The sequence below is a fragment of the Steroidobacter sp. genome, from assembly GCF_016790065.1.
Lineage (GTDB): Bacteria > Pseudomonadota > Gammaproteobacteria > Steroidobacterales > Steroidobacteraceae > Steroidobacter.
The window spans coordinates 36,536-50,404 of record NZ_JAEUPY010000565.1; the positions used below are offsets into that span (position 1 = coordinate 36,536).

Consider the following 13,869-nt stretch of genomic DNA (forward strand, 5'->3'; position numbering starts at 1 on the left):
CTCAAAGAGTGGCGTTGGCGTCGCGCAAGCTGTCGATCAAACAGGCGCGACGAATGAAAGCATCGTGCAACTCGGGATCGGCGGACTGACGGCGAATCCCATCCAGCTTACGTGCACGCTCCACCGGATCCTTCTCGCCCAGCGTCTGTTTGTTCTGAATGCTCTGCGCCTGCACGTAATCCACCTGCGCCTTGCGCCGCTGCCGCGTGTACTGATCGAATAATGGCTGTGCCTCGGCACCTTCGAACCAGATGGCTTGTAACTTGTCGGCGAGATTGATTGCGTCATGAATGCCGCCGTTCATACCCATGCCGCCCACAGGATTGTTCACGTGCGCCGAATCGCCGGCCAACAACACGCGGCCGTGATTGAACGTAGCCGCGACACGCTGATGCACTTTGTAGAGCGCGATGGTCGCGATTTCATAGCGGCCAGGCTTGGGACAAAACTTCTGCAATCGCGCTTCCACAGCTTCGGGCGAGAGCAGTTCCTCATCGGTTTGCTCCGGCAACGTCGGACTCACCGCACGCCACATCCCTTCACCGCTCGCGCCGCGCGCCTTGAACAGATTCAACCATTCCTCGGGATCGGAGAAATAATTGCGATTGCTGAGCTCGGGTCGCAATCCGAAGAAGTCGAAGCGTGTATCGATTTTTAGGAAGCGCTCCGGCCAGGTGAAGCCTTCGAACTCGATGTCCACCAGCTTACGAATGGTGCTTCGGCCACCATCGCAGCCGACCAGATAGCGACCGGAAATGATTTCGCTGCCGCCATCGGGCGTGGTCACGGTGACGTCAACTTTGTCCGCGTCCTGCTCGACAGCGACGACGCGCGTCGACATGCGAATGTCTGCATCAGAATCGCTGGCCAAGCGATTGATCACGGAGCCGACGATCTTGTACTGCTCCCACTGCAATACATACGGATGCGCCGGCCGCTCCCGCATGGCTTCGATGTCGAAGCGCCCGATCAATTCGCCGGTGACGCGATCCAGATAATTGAATACAGGAGAGACGAGTCCCTGATCGAGGCCGTCTTCGAGCAGACCCAGCTCCTCGATCATGGCCACCGTAGGCGGATGACACGAAGCCGCGCGACAGTCGATCTCAGGCGCAGCCAGCGCCTCGATCAGAACGACCGGAATATTTCGCCGCCGAAGTGCGTACGCCAGGATGGCGCCAATCGGCCCCGCACCGGCAATGATGACCCGATCTATAGCCCGAGCTGTGCCCATGAACCGAACTTCCGCTGGCAATGAGCGGAGTGTAGCTCGGGATTGCTTTGTATGACAAACATAGAGTCATACAGTGATACTGCCGCTGCCTACAGCTTAGTGGTAGTAGCTTAGGTCCAAATTAGGATGGGACGTAGATGCTCGCGCAGAGCGTGACGACAGGAGCCTCTGAGTGCTCGAACACACCTCAGTGTTTAGGCAGCGCCAGGGCGGGGGTCTCTCCCCCCGGCAGCTTCGACGTACAGGGACGTGCTAGTCGCAGCAGCGCTCAGCAGGGATGTGCGGCAAGCAGCGCAACGCGCTGCGGCCGTGCGCGGTGCCGGGAGGAGAGATCCCCGCCCTGGCGCTGCAAGCCACCGACGCCTCTTCTCTGAATTCCGATTCTCTTACCCAGACCGCCGAACCCCAGCCGCACGAACAGGCACAGCCGTCGCCGCGGCCTGCTCTTCTTCCGCCTGCAACTTAGCGACGATAGCCCGACGCGCATTCGCTAGGTGATCGCCCATCGCCTTCGCAGCAGCATTCGCATTCCGCTCGACGATGGCTTCGATCAAGCGATCCCACTCATGGATGCCATCTTCCAACCGATGCGGCTCCGCCATCGATCGCATGCGCAGATAGTTCACTCGCGTCAGCAACTGCCGCGCCATGTCGGCAATCACCTTGCTGCCCGAGTTATTCAAAATGGTTTCGTAGAACTCGCCAGCCATGATGGCCAGCTCGCGCACGTCACCCTTGTTGAGCACCTTGCGCAAATCCTTGTGAATGCGCACCAGCTTCTTGATCGCATTCTCGTCAGCCAGCGCGACGAAACGCTTCACCGCCAGCGTCTCGAGCATCTCTCGCATCAGATAAATATCTTCAGCATCTTTCGAAGAAACAATCGCCACCGTGATGTTGCGACGCTTGCCGACTTCGATCAGATTTTCCGCCTGCAGTTGTCGCAAGGCTTCGCGCACCGAGGTGCGGCTGACACCCAACGCCTCACACAGCTCACGTTCCACCAAGCGCATGCCAGGTGGATACAAGCCACGGCTGATGGCGTTGCGGAGTTTGTCCAACGCGTGCTCACGCACCAGCGTGGGATTTTCAACGATGCGTAGATCCTGGTATTCCAAGGCCGGTCCTCAAACTAGCTTGCCGTTGATATTACGCGAGCGTCGATCGCTGGCAGAGCCCGGAGATGGGGTAAGCGCCGCCGAGGCGGGCACATTGCACGATACTGTACGCCGTCAGCGCCGAGGTTTTCGGATTATCGGCGGCTGCACGCGCGAAAATATCGAACCGAAAATGTCCGAACGCGCCATGAGCCTCGATCCTGCCGAGCGGGTCGGTAACGTTGCGTGACGACACCAACCGCACCCGCGTGGCGTCCATTCCCAAGCCCACCAAGGCGATAGCCACACCCACGTTGACGTTCTTGGGATAAGCCAGCGCCGCGGCACGCGCCGAGCCGGCGAAAAACTCCCGCTCCGGCTCGGAATGATTCAGGTCGAGCACCTGCTCAGCCGCCGTGCCACGCCAGGCATGCGGTGGTTTGAACGAGGTGTAGGTCACTTCGTCCAAGCCCGCGAGCCGTGCGGCCAATAAACCATCGAGGCCGGCGATCGCGCCCGCCGGCAGCAGCGCTCTACCGCCGCCCTGTTCAGCATCGAGCAGTTCGTCTCTGAGCTCATCATCGGCGAGCGCGCCGACGGACGACACGATCACATCGATCCCCGCCCGCAGCAACGGCACGACGAACTCCCGGACCGCCGAGTGGCCCGCACATTCCAAGACCACGCGCGGCCCCGCCGCGATCAAGGCCTGAACATCGTGAACCGCATGCGGCGCCTCGCGGCCCGGACGGACCAATACCGCCTGCATCGCGGCCGTCTCGCCCAGCTTCAATAATGCCGTCATGACCTCGCGCCCCATGGCGCCAAAGCCGATCATGCCCAGCGGCAGATTACGTCGCATGGCCCTGCCCCACCGCCCCAGCGGCGGCCTGTATTTGATAATATTGTATGATCATACTACCTTAGTGACATCCCTTCACCCCGGACTCCAGCCATGGCCCCGTCAGAGCGCGTCCCGGTAGCGATCATCGGCTCCGGCAACATCGGCACCGATCTGATGATCAAGATCCTGCGCACCAGCCGCACTTTGCGGATGGCGGCCATGGTCGGCGTGGATCCGCAATCCGAAGGCCTGGCTCGAGCGCAGCGACTTGGGGTCGCGACCACGGCCGCGGGCATCGACGGCTTTCTAGCCATGCCCGAGTTCAAAGAAGTGCGCTTGGTATTCGATGCCACCTCAGCGGCAGCTCACAAACACCACGACTCGGTACTGCGCGCACACGGTAAGAAGTTGATCGATCTAACGCCTGCGGCCGTCGGTCCGTTCGTGATTCCACCGGTCAATGGCGAGCAGCATCTCGGCGCCGCCAATCTAAACATGGTGACTTGCGGCGGCCAGGCAACCATTCCCATCGTCGCAGCGATCGGCAAAGTCGCGCCGGTGTTGTACGCCGAAATCGTCGCCTCCATCGCCAGCAAATCCGCCGGCCCGGGCACGCGAGCAAACATTGACGAGTTCACTGAGACCACGGCACGAGCCATCGAACAGGTAGGCGGGGCGCGGCACGGTAAGGCCATTATCGTGCTGAACCCCGCTGAGCCTCCGCTGGTCATGCGCGACACGGTGTACTGTCTCACCGCCCTTGCGGATGAGAGCGCCATCGCAGCCGCGGTTCAGAAGATGGTGGCCGAGGTACAGAGCTACGTGCCCGGTTATCGTTTGAAACAAAACGTCCAATTCGAGCGCGTCGGCCCCGGCGTGCAATTGCCGTTCGAAGGCGTGGACGCCTCGTTCGTCGGACTCAAAGTCAGCGTATTCCTGGAAGTGGAAGGCGCCGCACACTACTTGCCTGCATACGCGGGAAATCTGGATATCATGACGTCGGCCGCGCTACGAACTGCCGAGCGCGTGGCACTCAATCTCCGCGAGGAGATCGCTGCATGAGCCCGACCAGTAAGCTCTACATTCAAGATGTGACGTTACGCGATGGCATGCACGCCATCCGTCATCAATACAGCGTCGAACACGTCAAAGCGATTGCCAGAGCGCTGGATGAAGCACGCGTCGACGCCATTGAAGTCGCGCATGGCGATGGCCTGGCTGGCTCCTCATTCAACTACGGTTTCGGCAAACACACCGACTGGGAATGGATCGAAGCCGTCGCCAGCGTCATCAAACACGCCAAGCTCACGACGTTGCTGTTGCCCGGCATCGGCACCGTTCACGACTTGCGACACGCGTTCGATCTCGGGGTGCGCTCGGTGCGCATCGCCACACATTGCACTGAAGCCGACGTTTCTCAGCAGCACATCGAATACGCACGCAACCTGGGCATGGATGTGTCTGGCTTCTTGATGATGAGTCACATGAGCCCGCCTGAGCAGCTCGCCGCGCAAGCGAAGCTGATGGAAAGCTACGGCGCGCATTGTGTGTATGTGACTGACTCGGGTGGCGCGATGACGATGGATGACACCGCCGCTCGCTTCCAAGCTTACGATCGCGTGCTCAAGCCCGAGACCGAACGAGGCATTCACGCGCATCACAATCTCAGCTTAGGCGTTGCGAATTCCATTCTCGCCGTGAAGAACGGCGCGATCCGCGTGGACGCCAGCCTTGCCGGCATGGGCGCAGGCGCAGGTAATGCGCCGTTGGAAGTGTTCATTGCCGCCGCCGACGTCTACGGATGGCAGCATGGTTGCGACCTGTTCAAGCTGATGGACGCGGCGGAGGACTTGGTTCGCCCGTTACAAGATCGACCGGTGCGCGTCGATCGCGAGACGCTGACGCTCGGCTATGCCGGCGTTTATTCCTCGTTCTTACGCCACGCCGAGAAAGCGGCGGCGACTTATGGGCTCGATACCCGCACTATCCTGGTCGAGCTCGGCCGGCGCCGCATGGTCGGCGGCCAGGAAGACATGATCACCGACGTCGCGCTCGATCTAGTACGCGCACGCGACCAACTTGCTTCGTAAATAAATCTGACCCCTTTTTCCGAGATTCCTCATGGCCGCCCATCCGAAGCCCGCCGTTCCGCCCAGCCAGAGCTACCAGACGCTTACCGCCGACCGGCTCACGCCGACCATCGGTGCCATCATCTCGGGCATCGATCTGAGCAAGCCACTGAGCACTCAGCAGCTGGCCGACCTGAATCAGGCCATCGCCGATCATCAGGTGATTTTCTTCCGTAATCAGCAGCTCGATCCGCCGTCGTTAAAGCGCGTCGGTCAGTATTTTGGCGAGCTGCAGATCCACGCGTTGCAGGGCCTGCCGGATCATCCCGAAGTGCGCAAGCTACAGGCGGACGCGAATTCCAAACACGTGGCTGGCGAGGAATGGCACACCGACATGTCGTGCGCCACGATTCCTCCGATGGGCAGCATTCTTTATTTGCACACCCTGCCGACGATGGGCGGCGACACGATATTCGCGAGCATGTACGCCGCGTATGACGCGCTCTCGGATCGGATGAAGGCTTATCTCGAAGGCCTGACCGCTACTCACGACGGCAAGCTCGCCTTCGGCCGCTTCAATCCGGACGGCAAGTACCCGGTCGCCGTGCATCCGGTGATTCGCACCCATCCGGCAACGGGCCGCAAAGTGCTGTACGTGAACAAAGGCTTCACCGCCCGCATCAACGAAGTGCCCGAGGCCGAGAGCGCAGCGCTGCTGCAGTTCCTGTTCCATCACTGCGAGAACGCCTACTTCCAGGTGCGCTTCCGTTGGGAGCCGCACTCGGTCGCGTTCTGGGACAACCGCTGCACTCAGCACCTGGCCATCTGGGACTACTACCCGCAGTTGCGCTCAGGCTTCCGCGTGCAGATCGCCGACAAGGGCGGGCCGAAAGAGTCGGCGTAGTCGACGCGAGGTAATGTTTGTTGAGGCCCGGGGTCGTTATGACCTCGGGCCTTTTTTTATGCTCAGGTGACGGAGATGGGGCCGCCGCGAGCGCGCTCGCCGTACGGACGGAGCGCTAGTACCAACACGATGGCGAGCACGCACAGAGGCACGCCGAGGGCGAGAATGGATTTGTATGAGCCGGTGTAGTCGTACACGGCGCCGAATGCGAGCGGGCTGAGGCTCATCGCCACCATCACTGCCGAGAACATGGCACCGAAGATCTGCGCGAAGTTCTTCAAGCCGAAGTAGCGGCTGGTGAGATAGGCGAGCATGTCCACCTCGGCACCTAGGCTCAAGCCGAGCAGGATGGCCGCGACGGTGAACACCCAAATCGGCAGCGGCGCGGACAGCAGCCCCAAGCCGATCGCCGACAGCGAGAAGAACACGAACGCGATCCGACGCGCGTCGTATCGATCGACCAGGAAGCCGATCAACAGCCGGCCGCCGAATGCAGACCAACCGAACGCCGACGCCAACCACGACGCCTGTGCGACCGGCACGCCGCGATCCTGAAGCATGGGCACCATGTGCGGGATCAATCCATACAACACGAACGCCAGGCCGGCGAAGATGGTGATCAGACTCCAGAAGTCACGCCGTCGCATGGCCTCGGCCAGCGAATCTCCTGTCGCCACCGGATGCGCAGCTGGCTCGTCGGATACCGCGCCGTCCGGATGCAAGCCGAGCGACTGCGGCTTCTCGTGCAATAGAAACAAAATCATCGGCAGCGTAAACAGCAACATGATCAAGCCGAGCCCGAAGTAACCGCCGCGCCAACCGTAGTGCGCCACCAGCCATGACGTGATCAACGGCACATAGCCGAAGCCGAGACCAGTGCCACTGCCGGCAATGCCAATCGCCAAGCCGCGACGGCGATCGAACCAAGCGGTGAGCACTCGCATGTAGGGCACGCTGTTGGTGCCGACGGCAATCGTCCCCATCGCCACGTACAGCGCGATGAACTGCCAGTAGTTCTGGATCATCGACGCCGCCAGAAAACACAGCCCGAAGATGATGACCGAGGGCACCAGCACCTGCTTCACGCCGAAGCGGTCGACGAGCTTGCCCATCAACGGCAGCGAGATGGCCGTACACAACATCATCACCGACACGGCGGCACTGATGGCCGTGCGACTCCAGCCGAACTCCTCGCCGATCGGACCGCCCAACAGAAACAACGAGGACAGTCCGAAAGCCGCCGGCCCGGTGGAGATGCCGAGCAAGCACACCACGACGGTGAGCCAGCCGCGATAAAACACCGGTTCGGAGCGGGCCGCCTGCATTTGGGATAGGGATTCAGCCATAGAGATCGCGCATCGAGGGATAAACAAAATGCGGCCGTCCCGCAAGGCAGACGGCCGCCATCGTCACACGACGATCAGAAGCTCTTCGATACGCGAACACCGGCGGTCAGCGGCCGCGTCGTGTAGACGCGGTAACCGTCGCCTGTCACGCGCAAACCGATCTCAGGCGTTTCATCGGTAACGTTGTCGACGAAGATGCCCGCGTCCCAACCGTCCACCCGCACGCCGGCACGCACGCCGACCAGGAGGTAGGAATCCAGCTCCTGGTAGTCGTCCGACTGGCTGTTGAAGTTGGTGTACGAGACACCGCGATAGTTGAAGTTGGTGCTGGCATAACCGGTGAGCGACGACGAGAACGGCACTTCGTACGTCACCTGGCCGGCGAACGACCACTTCGGCGTGTACGGAATGCGATCGCCATCGAAGCCCGAAGTCTGCGCCGTCGACGGCAGATCTTCGGACAAGCGCGAGTCGGTGTAGGTCGCACCGATATTGAACGACAGCGCATCGGTGGGCTGACCGTTCAACTGAAACTCGACGCCGTTCACGTAGCTCTTACCAGCGTTGGCGATGTACACGAACGTACCGCCCGGATCGGTCACCGAGATCTGTTGATCGGACCAGTTGATCCGATACACCGACACTTCGGTGTAGAACATGCGATTGGCGAAGTAGCTCTTGGCACCGACTTCGAAACTCCACAGCGTGTCCGACTCGTACTTGGCCGGCGCAATCACGCCTTGCTGAGCTGCCGCGTCGGAGTCGTTGGCACCGCCGGGACGGAAGCCCGAAGCCACGCGGCTGTACAACGTAGTGTCGTTGGTCAACGCATAGGCCAGCGCGAAGTTGTAGCTCATCTCGTTTTCGCTGGTGTCTTCATCCAGCGAGAGCACGTCCGCAGTCTGCACCGGTGAGAACACCGGATGCCGCAGCGACTGCGTCGTGATCGTTTGTTGACCGATGTCGGCCGTGTAGTAACGCACTCCCAGCGTGCCGGTGAACTTGTCGGTGAACTTGTATTCGGTTTCGGAGAAGATCGCGAACTGATCGATGGTCACTTCGCCGGTCGACGAGTTGATGTCGTCGCGAGCAAAGCCGGATGCGACGCAGTCCGCATGGAAGTTACAGCGAGCCAAACCGGTGGCCGAATCGGCCACCAGCGCTGCATTTCGCGCTGTGGATTTCTGCTCGGCGTAGAACGCGCCGGTGACGAACTGCAACGGCCCGTCGAACGTCGAAGCGAAACGGAATTCCGAGGACAGGTTGGAGATCTCCTGCGCCTGGTGATACGCGAGATCGACGCCGAGATTGAAGCGATTGGCGGTTGGCGTGCTGTCGCGTGAGAAATTCAGGTCGCGATCCATGTACGACACGGTGCCGGTAAAGGTACCGAAGCCGGCGTCGTAGTCGGCAATCGCGCTGAACAGCTTGATCTCGTCTTCGAACGGTTCCTGGGTCGGCGAAATGTTGCGATAGGGACCTTCACTGAACTCGAAATACTGCGAGCCGTCGGCATCGCTCTCCTGATACAAACCCATCACCGTGACTTTGAACTGCTCGGTGATCTGCGACGCCAACGTCAAGCGCGTGCCCCACACCGATTGATCGTTCACATCATCGTGCTGAGTGCCATTGCGGTTCTGGTCGATGTAGCCACCACCGGAATCGCCCCATACCACCGCGCGCATGCCCAACTTGTCGTCGATGATGGGCAGGTTGGCGACCGCTTCGCCCTGATAGAAAGGATTGCCGTCCTTCACACTCGCGGCCGCGCCGGAGAACGAGAACGACTGTTTCTCCAGGTCCGGCGTGTTGGTGATGAAGCGCACCGTGCCGCTCATCGAGCCGGCGCCGAACAACGTGCCCTGCGGGCCTTTCAGAATTTCGATGCGCTCCATGTCATGGAGCTGAATGTTCGGCTGGTTATCGCTGCCGCCGTCCAGACCGAGACCGGTAATCACCGCTTCGTCGAAGTACAAACCGACGGTGGGCTTGCCCGACGAGGCAATGCCGCGGACGATGATCTGGTTGTCGCCCACGCCGCGATTGTTCACCTGAACGGACGGATCCAAACGCGCGAAGCTTTCCAACGAGAACGCCTGGCTTTCGCGGATCGCGTCGCCGCTGATCGCGCCGATGGCCGCAGGCGTGTCTTTCATGGTGGTTTCGCGCTTGGTGGCGGTGACCACGATTTCCTCGACGACCGTCTCCTGGGCATTGGCGACGCTCACCGTCGCGGTCGCGGCCAACGCGACTGCCTGGCTAATCCGGGCGGCAAACCGGCCCCGGCGATTGCTGAGTCTCATGCAAGCTCCTCAAAAGTTTAGGCAAGGCTCTTTGGGCCTCGCGCATCCCCACAGCCATTCAACTTCCGATTGCTACGCAACAATGCAACTTGCATACCACCATTCGAACCGATAATACGATGGTATTTTTGTATGATGTATGACGATCATAGAGACCTTGGCAGCGATAATTCAAGTCCGGCGCGCGCGACTGAGGCATGCGAAGTTGGTGCAGGCACGCAAGGCCCCTGCACCGGCATCGCGCTCCAGGCCGCGCGGGCGCAACGAATTCTCAACCATGTGACGTGAGAGGAAAGCCCGTGCAGTCCACGATGAACGCAGTGAGGGTCATAGCTCATTCCCTGCTTTTAGTAGCGTCACTTGCTGTGGGCAGTGGCGTTTACGCGGCGGGCGCAGCGCCGCTGGATGCGCCACTGACTGCCTCCATGCAATGCGAACGGTTGGTCGACGAGGATTTTAAGAACAGTGTCGACGCGCCGCTGTCCGTGCTTTCGGCAAAGCTGATCGCGGCCAAGGACGGCACCGGCGAGTATTGCGCCGTCAACGGCTACATTCAGCCGCAAATTCAGTTTGAAGTGCGCTTGCCGAGCAAGAACTGGAACGGCCGCTACTTTCAGGTGGGCTGCGGCGGTTTCTGCGGCGTGATCAACATCAATAACTGCGCTGATGCACTCGCCGCCAACTTCGTTGTGGCCGCTCACAACATGGGCCACGTGGGATTGGTCGTCAAAGATCCGATTTGGGGTAGCGATCCCTCGCTCCGCGAGGACTACGCCGGCCGTTCCACGCATTTGATGTCCGTTGCAGGTAAGGAACTGGCCGCACGTTACTACGGCAAGCGGCCGGCGCGCTCATATTTTCGCGGATGTTCTACCGGCGGCCGCGAAGGACTCACCGAAGCGCAGCACTATCCTGAAGACTTCGACGGCATCATCGCCGGCGATCCCGCCTTCCCCGGCCGCCTCGGCGCTATCGCCAACAATTGGGATGCGCAAAAGCTGTTACGCGACGACGGCTCCGAAGTGTTCACACCGGCCAAGCTCGCTGTGCTGAACGCAGGTGTCATGAAGTCGTGCGACAAACTCGATGGCTTGGTCGACGGCATCCTCACCGATCCGCGTACGTGTAAATTTGATCCGGCCAAGCTTCAATGCAAGCAAGGTGACGGCCCGGATTGTTTGACGGCCGAGCAAGTGTCCGCAGCCAAGGCGTTGTACAGCGGGCCAGTGAACAGCAAGGGCGAGAAGTTGATGCCCGGGGCGACGCCGTATGGCAGCGAGTTGTCATGGAGTGGCGCTGGTCGTCGCTCATTGGCGGAAGGCTATTTGCGCTATCTCGCGTTCCCGACCAATCCGCCGGCGGACTACAACTATCGCACGTTCAATTTCGACACCGACGTCGCCAAGACTGAACAGATGGCCGCTTTGTACGATCCTGTCGCTCCGTTCGAATCACCCGATCTTCGCGCGTTTGAGCAACGCGGCGGCAAGCTGCTCGTCTATCACGGCTGGGCCGATGCCGGCGTTTCTCCGATGGCGATGCTTGATTACTACGCTCAAGTGACCTCTCGCCAAGGCGGCGGCGAGAAAGTGCGCGAGTGGTTTCGTGTATTCATGGTTCCCGGAATGTTTCATTGCCGGGGCGGCAACGCACCCAACACTTTCGAACTGCTGCCCGAGTTGGTGAAGTGGGTCGAACAAGGTGTTGCACCGGATCGCGTCGTCGCCACTCAGAGCGGCGCGCAAGGATTGATTCGCACTCGACCGCTGTTTCCGTATCCCTCGTATGCGAAGTACACTGGCAAAGGCGATGTGAACGACGCCGCGAATTGGGTGCAGGCTTCGCCAAAGAAAGAGCCGGATGATCGGTTGGATTGGCTTCGAGCGCCGAAGTAACTAATGCATCGGGCGGCTAGTCATGAGCACGCGACGCGTCATTCCCGGAGTGCTGCATAACTTCCTGGGGACGTTGACGAGTCGCTATTCCGACTTTGGGGGTTATTGGCTGTTCGGATTCTTGATCGAGGTTTCGGACAGCCTTCACTTTGATTTGCTCGAGCAGGTTGAGGAACTCGCCGACTCGACACCGACAGCAGTCGCTCGCCGGTTAGCCGTGCAGAAATTCGAAGATCAGCTTCGTAAGGGTCGTCTTCCCGCGGCGTGGCTTCGCGAGGCACGGCTCGATATTCGTCGCTCACCCGAGAGCAGAACCGCCGTCGCCGGTGACCGGACTCGTACTGGCTACGACTTGGAATTCGAAGCTCGCGTTGTAACCGACTTAGGCGGCTCGTACGTCAGCACGGCCTCCGTTTTCGTCTCGCCCCACGATTCAGGTGTCGAGCTGCAAAGCTCACGCGCCAAAGCATAGAGACGCGCCGCCGTTATGTTTCTAGCTCGTTCGGCAGCAACGCCAACAGATCTGTCACACCCACGTCCTTACCGAACTGCGACAACAGAGTCGTGGCTTGGCCGCGATGATGCGTTTGATGATTGAAGAAGTGCAGCACCAGACTGGGGAACCGCCTGCAAAATCGAACGCCCTTCGAGTTTGCATAGCATATGGCCTGGTCCATATCCGCCTCGGTGAGGCTACCCACCCATCGCTCGATCACTGCATCGAGCATTCTTCGGTGCTCCGACAGTTCCTTGAAATCGGCGAATAGAATCTCGTTCAGCGCTTGCGGCTTCGGCAGCAGACGCACATCCGACAGCGCCTCGTGGCGGGATGGATGCTCCGAGAATCGCTGCAGCCAGATCCGATCTGCAACCACCAGGTGATTCAGAATTCCGAGCACTGAGCCGAAGAATGCTCCTTTATTCTCGCTCAGTTCACTCGCGGAAAGTTCGCCGGCTGCCTGGTACAACTTCGTGTTCATCCACGTGTTGTAGGAAGCCATGATTATAAAATGATCGCGCATTTAGTCGGAGTTCTTTCGAAAGGCATGAGCGCCAGGCTTGGAGTGCATGCTATTCCCGAATAAGTCGTCAGGCCATCCGTTGTAACAACAGCGGCAGCAGACCAAGCGCCACGCGAATGCCCAGAAACGAAGCCGCGACTTTGCCTGCAACGGCGCGAGAGAGCTTGCACCAAGCCACGAGCAACAGCGCAATCAGTATGGTTGAACCCAGCAGAGCCGCCAGAGCCAAGGCCATCGACACCCCGAGATATCGAACGCCCAGCTCAAGGGCAATGACCAAGCCAGCGATGACGAACACTTTCCAACGGATCTCGTCTTCGATCCCGTCGTTGAAACTCGACACCAGCACGTACAGAAGCAATGCGCTTAACACGATTCCCATAAATCACCCCTTATGTTTTTCTGCCGCCTATCGCTGCGCTCAACCGGCGTTAGCATCCCGTGCGAGCTCACCATCACCGGCATAGATATCTAACCCTAACTCGATGCCCCTCTCACCCAAGCGAAGCAAAGATTCCGGCGAGATGCATAATCCTTCCATTCCGCCTTCCATGAACAGGCCACAGAATAAGTCCATCTCGAATCGCGCCGATAACTGCTTCCACACCGAGAGATCATCCGTCAGTTTTTCAAGAATACTGTTTAGCTGACCATCAATATCGCCGGGTTGCGCCTCAGGTGCTTTAAGCACCCATATACCGAATCTTGCAATTCTCACTTCCCCAGTGCTGCGGCCGATGATCTCCTCACCCTTTTTCTGAGACCGTTCCGCAGGATGACCAAGCAGAGTCGATACCTCTTCCGGGTCTAGATCCTCTCCGGAGATGCGCAGTGTCGCAAGGGTTCTATTAATTGTAGCCATCTGAAAACCCAACGAGGATCGTGAGCTCGGCGCTGTCAGCCATGCGACGCTCTCGCTAGTTTCTGTTGCAAACGAGAGCCCCAAACCGCCAAAGGAATCGGAAGAACAAGAGCCACAATCAACTGGGCAATGACAAGCGGCTGCGACACGAGCGTCAAAGCGCAGGACCATAGAAGAAGCACCGCGCCCACTGCGAGCGCATGAGGTAGTGAACGCTGTGAACTCAGGGCCGCTGAGATCGCCCCGGCCCAGATGTAACATGCAGCGGAGATCGCAATGTTGATTGCGAC

At 59.8% G+C, this 13,869-nt stretch carries 13 protein-coding genes; 5 read left to right on the forward strand and 8 right to left on the reverse strand.

All coding sequences use genetic code 11. The features are described from left to right. Position 1: 1 nt before the first annotated feature. The 3 genes from JNL55_RS23460 to JNL55_RS23470 all read right to left on the reverse strand — a co-directional run bounded on the left by JNL55_RS23460 (position 2) and on the right by JNL55_RS23470 (position 3,193). Complete coding sequence (locus JNL55_RS23460) at positions 2-1,234, reverse strand: FAD-dependent oxidoreductase (protein WP_293859802.1); 1,233 nt, start codon at positions 1,232-1,234, stop codon at positions 2-4. Positions 1,235-1,620: 386 nt separating this feature from the next. Beyond that, on the reverse strand, positions 1,621-2,352 hold the full coding sequence (locus tag JNL55_RS23465) for a GntR family transcriptional regulator (RefSeq protein WP_293859804.1): 732 nt from the start codon (positions 2,350-2,352) through the stop codon (positions 1,621-1,623). Between the two features lie 31 nt (positions 2,353-2,383). Then, positions 2,384-3,193 (reverse strand): aspartate dehydrogenase, encoded by an 810-nt coding sequence (locus JNL55_RS23470; protein WP_293859807.1) that lies wholly within the window; start codon positions 3,191-3,193, stop codon positions 2,384-2,386. A gap of 93 nt (positions 3,194-3,286) precedes the next feature. Here JNL55_RS23470 and JNL55_RS23475 point away from each other — a divergent pair, with 93 nt between their 5' ends. From JNL55_RS23475 to JNL55_RS23485, 3 genes are read left to right on the forward strand one after another with little or no spacing between them, the layout of a single operon-like run. Beyond that, entirely contained in the window at positions 3,287-4,237 is a 951-nt protein-coding gene (locus JNL55_RS23475) for an acetaldehyde dehydrogenase (acetylating) (RefSeq protein ID WP_293859811.1), read from the forward strand. Then, positions 4,234-5,265, forward strand: a complete 1,032-nt coding sequence (dmpG, locus tag JNL55_RS23480) for a 4-hydroxy-2-oxovalerate aldolase (RefSeq protein WP_293859814.1) — start codon at positions 4,234-4,236, stop codon at positions 5,263-5,265. Before JNL55_RS23475 ends, dmpG begins: the two co-directional genes overlap by 4 nt. A gap of 31 nt (positions 5,266-5,296) precedes the next feature. Then, on the forward strand, positions 5,297-6,148 hold the full coding sequence (locus JNL55_RS23485; protein ID WP_293859817.1) for a TauD/TfdA dioxygenase family protein: 852 nt from the start codon (positions 5,297-5,299) through the stop codon (positions 6,146-6,148). A gap of 62 nt (positions 6,149-6,210) precedes the next feature. Here JNL55_RS23485 and JNL55_RS23490 read toward each other — a convergent pair whose 3' ends face one another. Next, positions 6,211-7,494, reverse strand: a complete 1,284-nt coding sequence (locus tag JNL55_RS23490; protein ID WP_293859820.1) for an MFS transporter — start codon at positions 7,492-7,494, stop codon at positions 6,211-6,213. 74 nt (positions 7,495-7,568) lie between these two features. Beyond that, positions 7,569-9,800 carry a TonB-dependent receptor gene (locus tag JNL55_RS23495; RefSeq protein WP_293859823.1) on the reverse strand — a complete coding sequence of 744 codons (2,232 nt, stop codon included), beginning with the start codon at positions 9,798-9,800 and terminating at the stop codon, positions 7,569-7,571. A 311-nt stretch (positions 9,801-10,111) separates the two neighbouring features. Here JNL55_RS23495 and JNL55_RS23500 point away from each other — a divergent pair, with 311 nt between their 5' ends. After that, positions 10,112-11,695: a tannase/feruloyl esterase family alpha/beta hydrolase gene (locus JNL55_RS23500; protein WP_293859826.1), complete on the forward strand. Its 1,584-nt coding sequence runs from the start codon at positions 10,112-10,114 to the stop codon at positions 11,693-11,695. Between the two features lie 22 nt (positions 11,696-11,717). After that, complete coding sequence (locus JNL55_RS23505; protein ID WP_293859829.1) at positions 11,718-12,167, forward strand: hypothetical protein; 450 nt, start codon at positions 11,718-11,720, stop codon at positions 12,165-12,167. A gap of 13 nt (positions 12,168-12,180) precedes the next feature. Here JNL55_RS23505 and JNL55_RS23510 read toward each other — a convergent pair whose 3' ends face one another. The 3 genes from JNL55_RS23510 to JNL55_RS23520 form a co-directional block, all read right to left on the reverse strand. Next, positions 12,181-12,717: a DinB family protein gene (locus tag JNL55_RS23510; RefSeq protein WP_322111048.1), complete on the reverse strand. Its 537-nt coding sequence runs from the start codon at positions 12,715-12,717 to the stop codon at positions 12,181-12,183. A gap of 67 nt (positions 12,718-12,784) precedes the next feature. Further along, positions 12,785-13,099 carry a hypothetical protein gene (locus JNL55_RS23515; protein ID WP_293859835.1) on the reverse strand — a complete coding sequence of 105 codons (315 nt, stop codon included), beginning with the start codon at positions 13,097-13,099 and terminating at the stop codon, positions 12,785-12,787. Between the two features lie 39 nt (positions 13,100-13,138). Continuing rightward, the coding region (locus JNL55_RS23520; RefSeq protein ID WP_293859838.1) for a DUF4279 domain-containing protein at positions 13,139-13,869 on the reverse strand (731 nt) is incomplete at its 5' end.

Bases quoted from the DNA above. Each gene is read 5' to 3' on its own strand.
- JNL55_RS23460 (WP_293859802.1), bottom strand. From the start codon at position 1,234: ATGGGCACAGCTCGGGCTATAGATCGGGTCATCATTGCCGGTGCGGGG.
- JNL55_RS23470 (WP_293859807.1), bottom strand. From the start codon at position 3,193: ATGCGACGTAATCTGCCGCTGGGCATGATCGGCTTTGGCGCCATGGGG.
- JNL55_RS23475 (WP_293859811.1), top strand. From the start codon at position 3,287: ATGGCCCCGTCAGAGCGCGTCCCGGTAGCGATCATCGGCTCCGGCAAC.
- dmpG (WP_293859814.1), top strand. From the start codon at position 4,234: ATGAGCCCGACCAGTAAGCTCTACATTCAAGATGTGACGTTACGCGAT.
- JNL55_RS23485 (WP_293859817.1), top strand. From the start codon at position 5,297: ATGGCCGCCCATCCGAAGCCCGCCGTTCCGCCCAGCCAGAGCTACCAG.
- JNL55_RS23490 (WP_293859820.1), bottom strand. From the start codon at position 7,494: ATGGCTGAATCCCTATCCCAAATGCAGGCGGCCCGCTCCGAACCGGTG.
- JNL55_RS23495 (WP_293859823.1), bottom strand. From the start codon at position 9,800: ATGAGACTCAGCAATCGCCGGGGCCGGTTTGCCGCCCGGATTAGCCAG.
- JNL55_RS23500 (WP_293859826.1), top strand. From the start codon at position 10,112: ATGAACGCAGTGAGGGTCATAGCTCATTCCCTGCTTTTAGTAGCGTCA.
- JNL55_RS23505 (WP_293859829.1), top strand. From the start codon at position 11,718: ATGAGCACGCGACGCGTCATTCCCGGAGTGCTGCATAACTTCCTGGGG.
- JNL55_RS23510 (WP_322111048.1), bottom strand. From the start codon at position 12,717: ATGCGCGATCATTTTATAATCATGGCTTCCTACAACACGTGGATGAAC.
- JNL55_RS23515 (WP_293859835.1), bottom strand. From the start codon at position 13,099: ATGGGAATCGTGTTAAGCGCATTGCTTCTGTACGTGCTGGTGTCGAGT.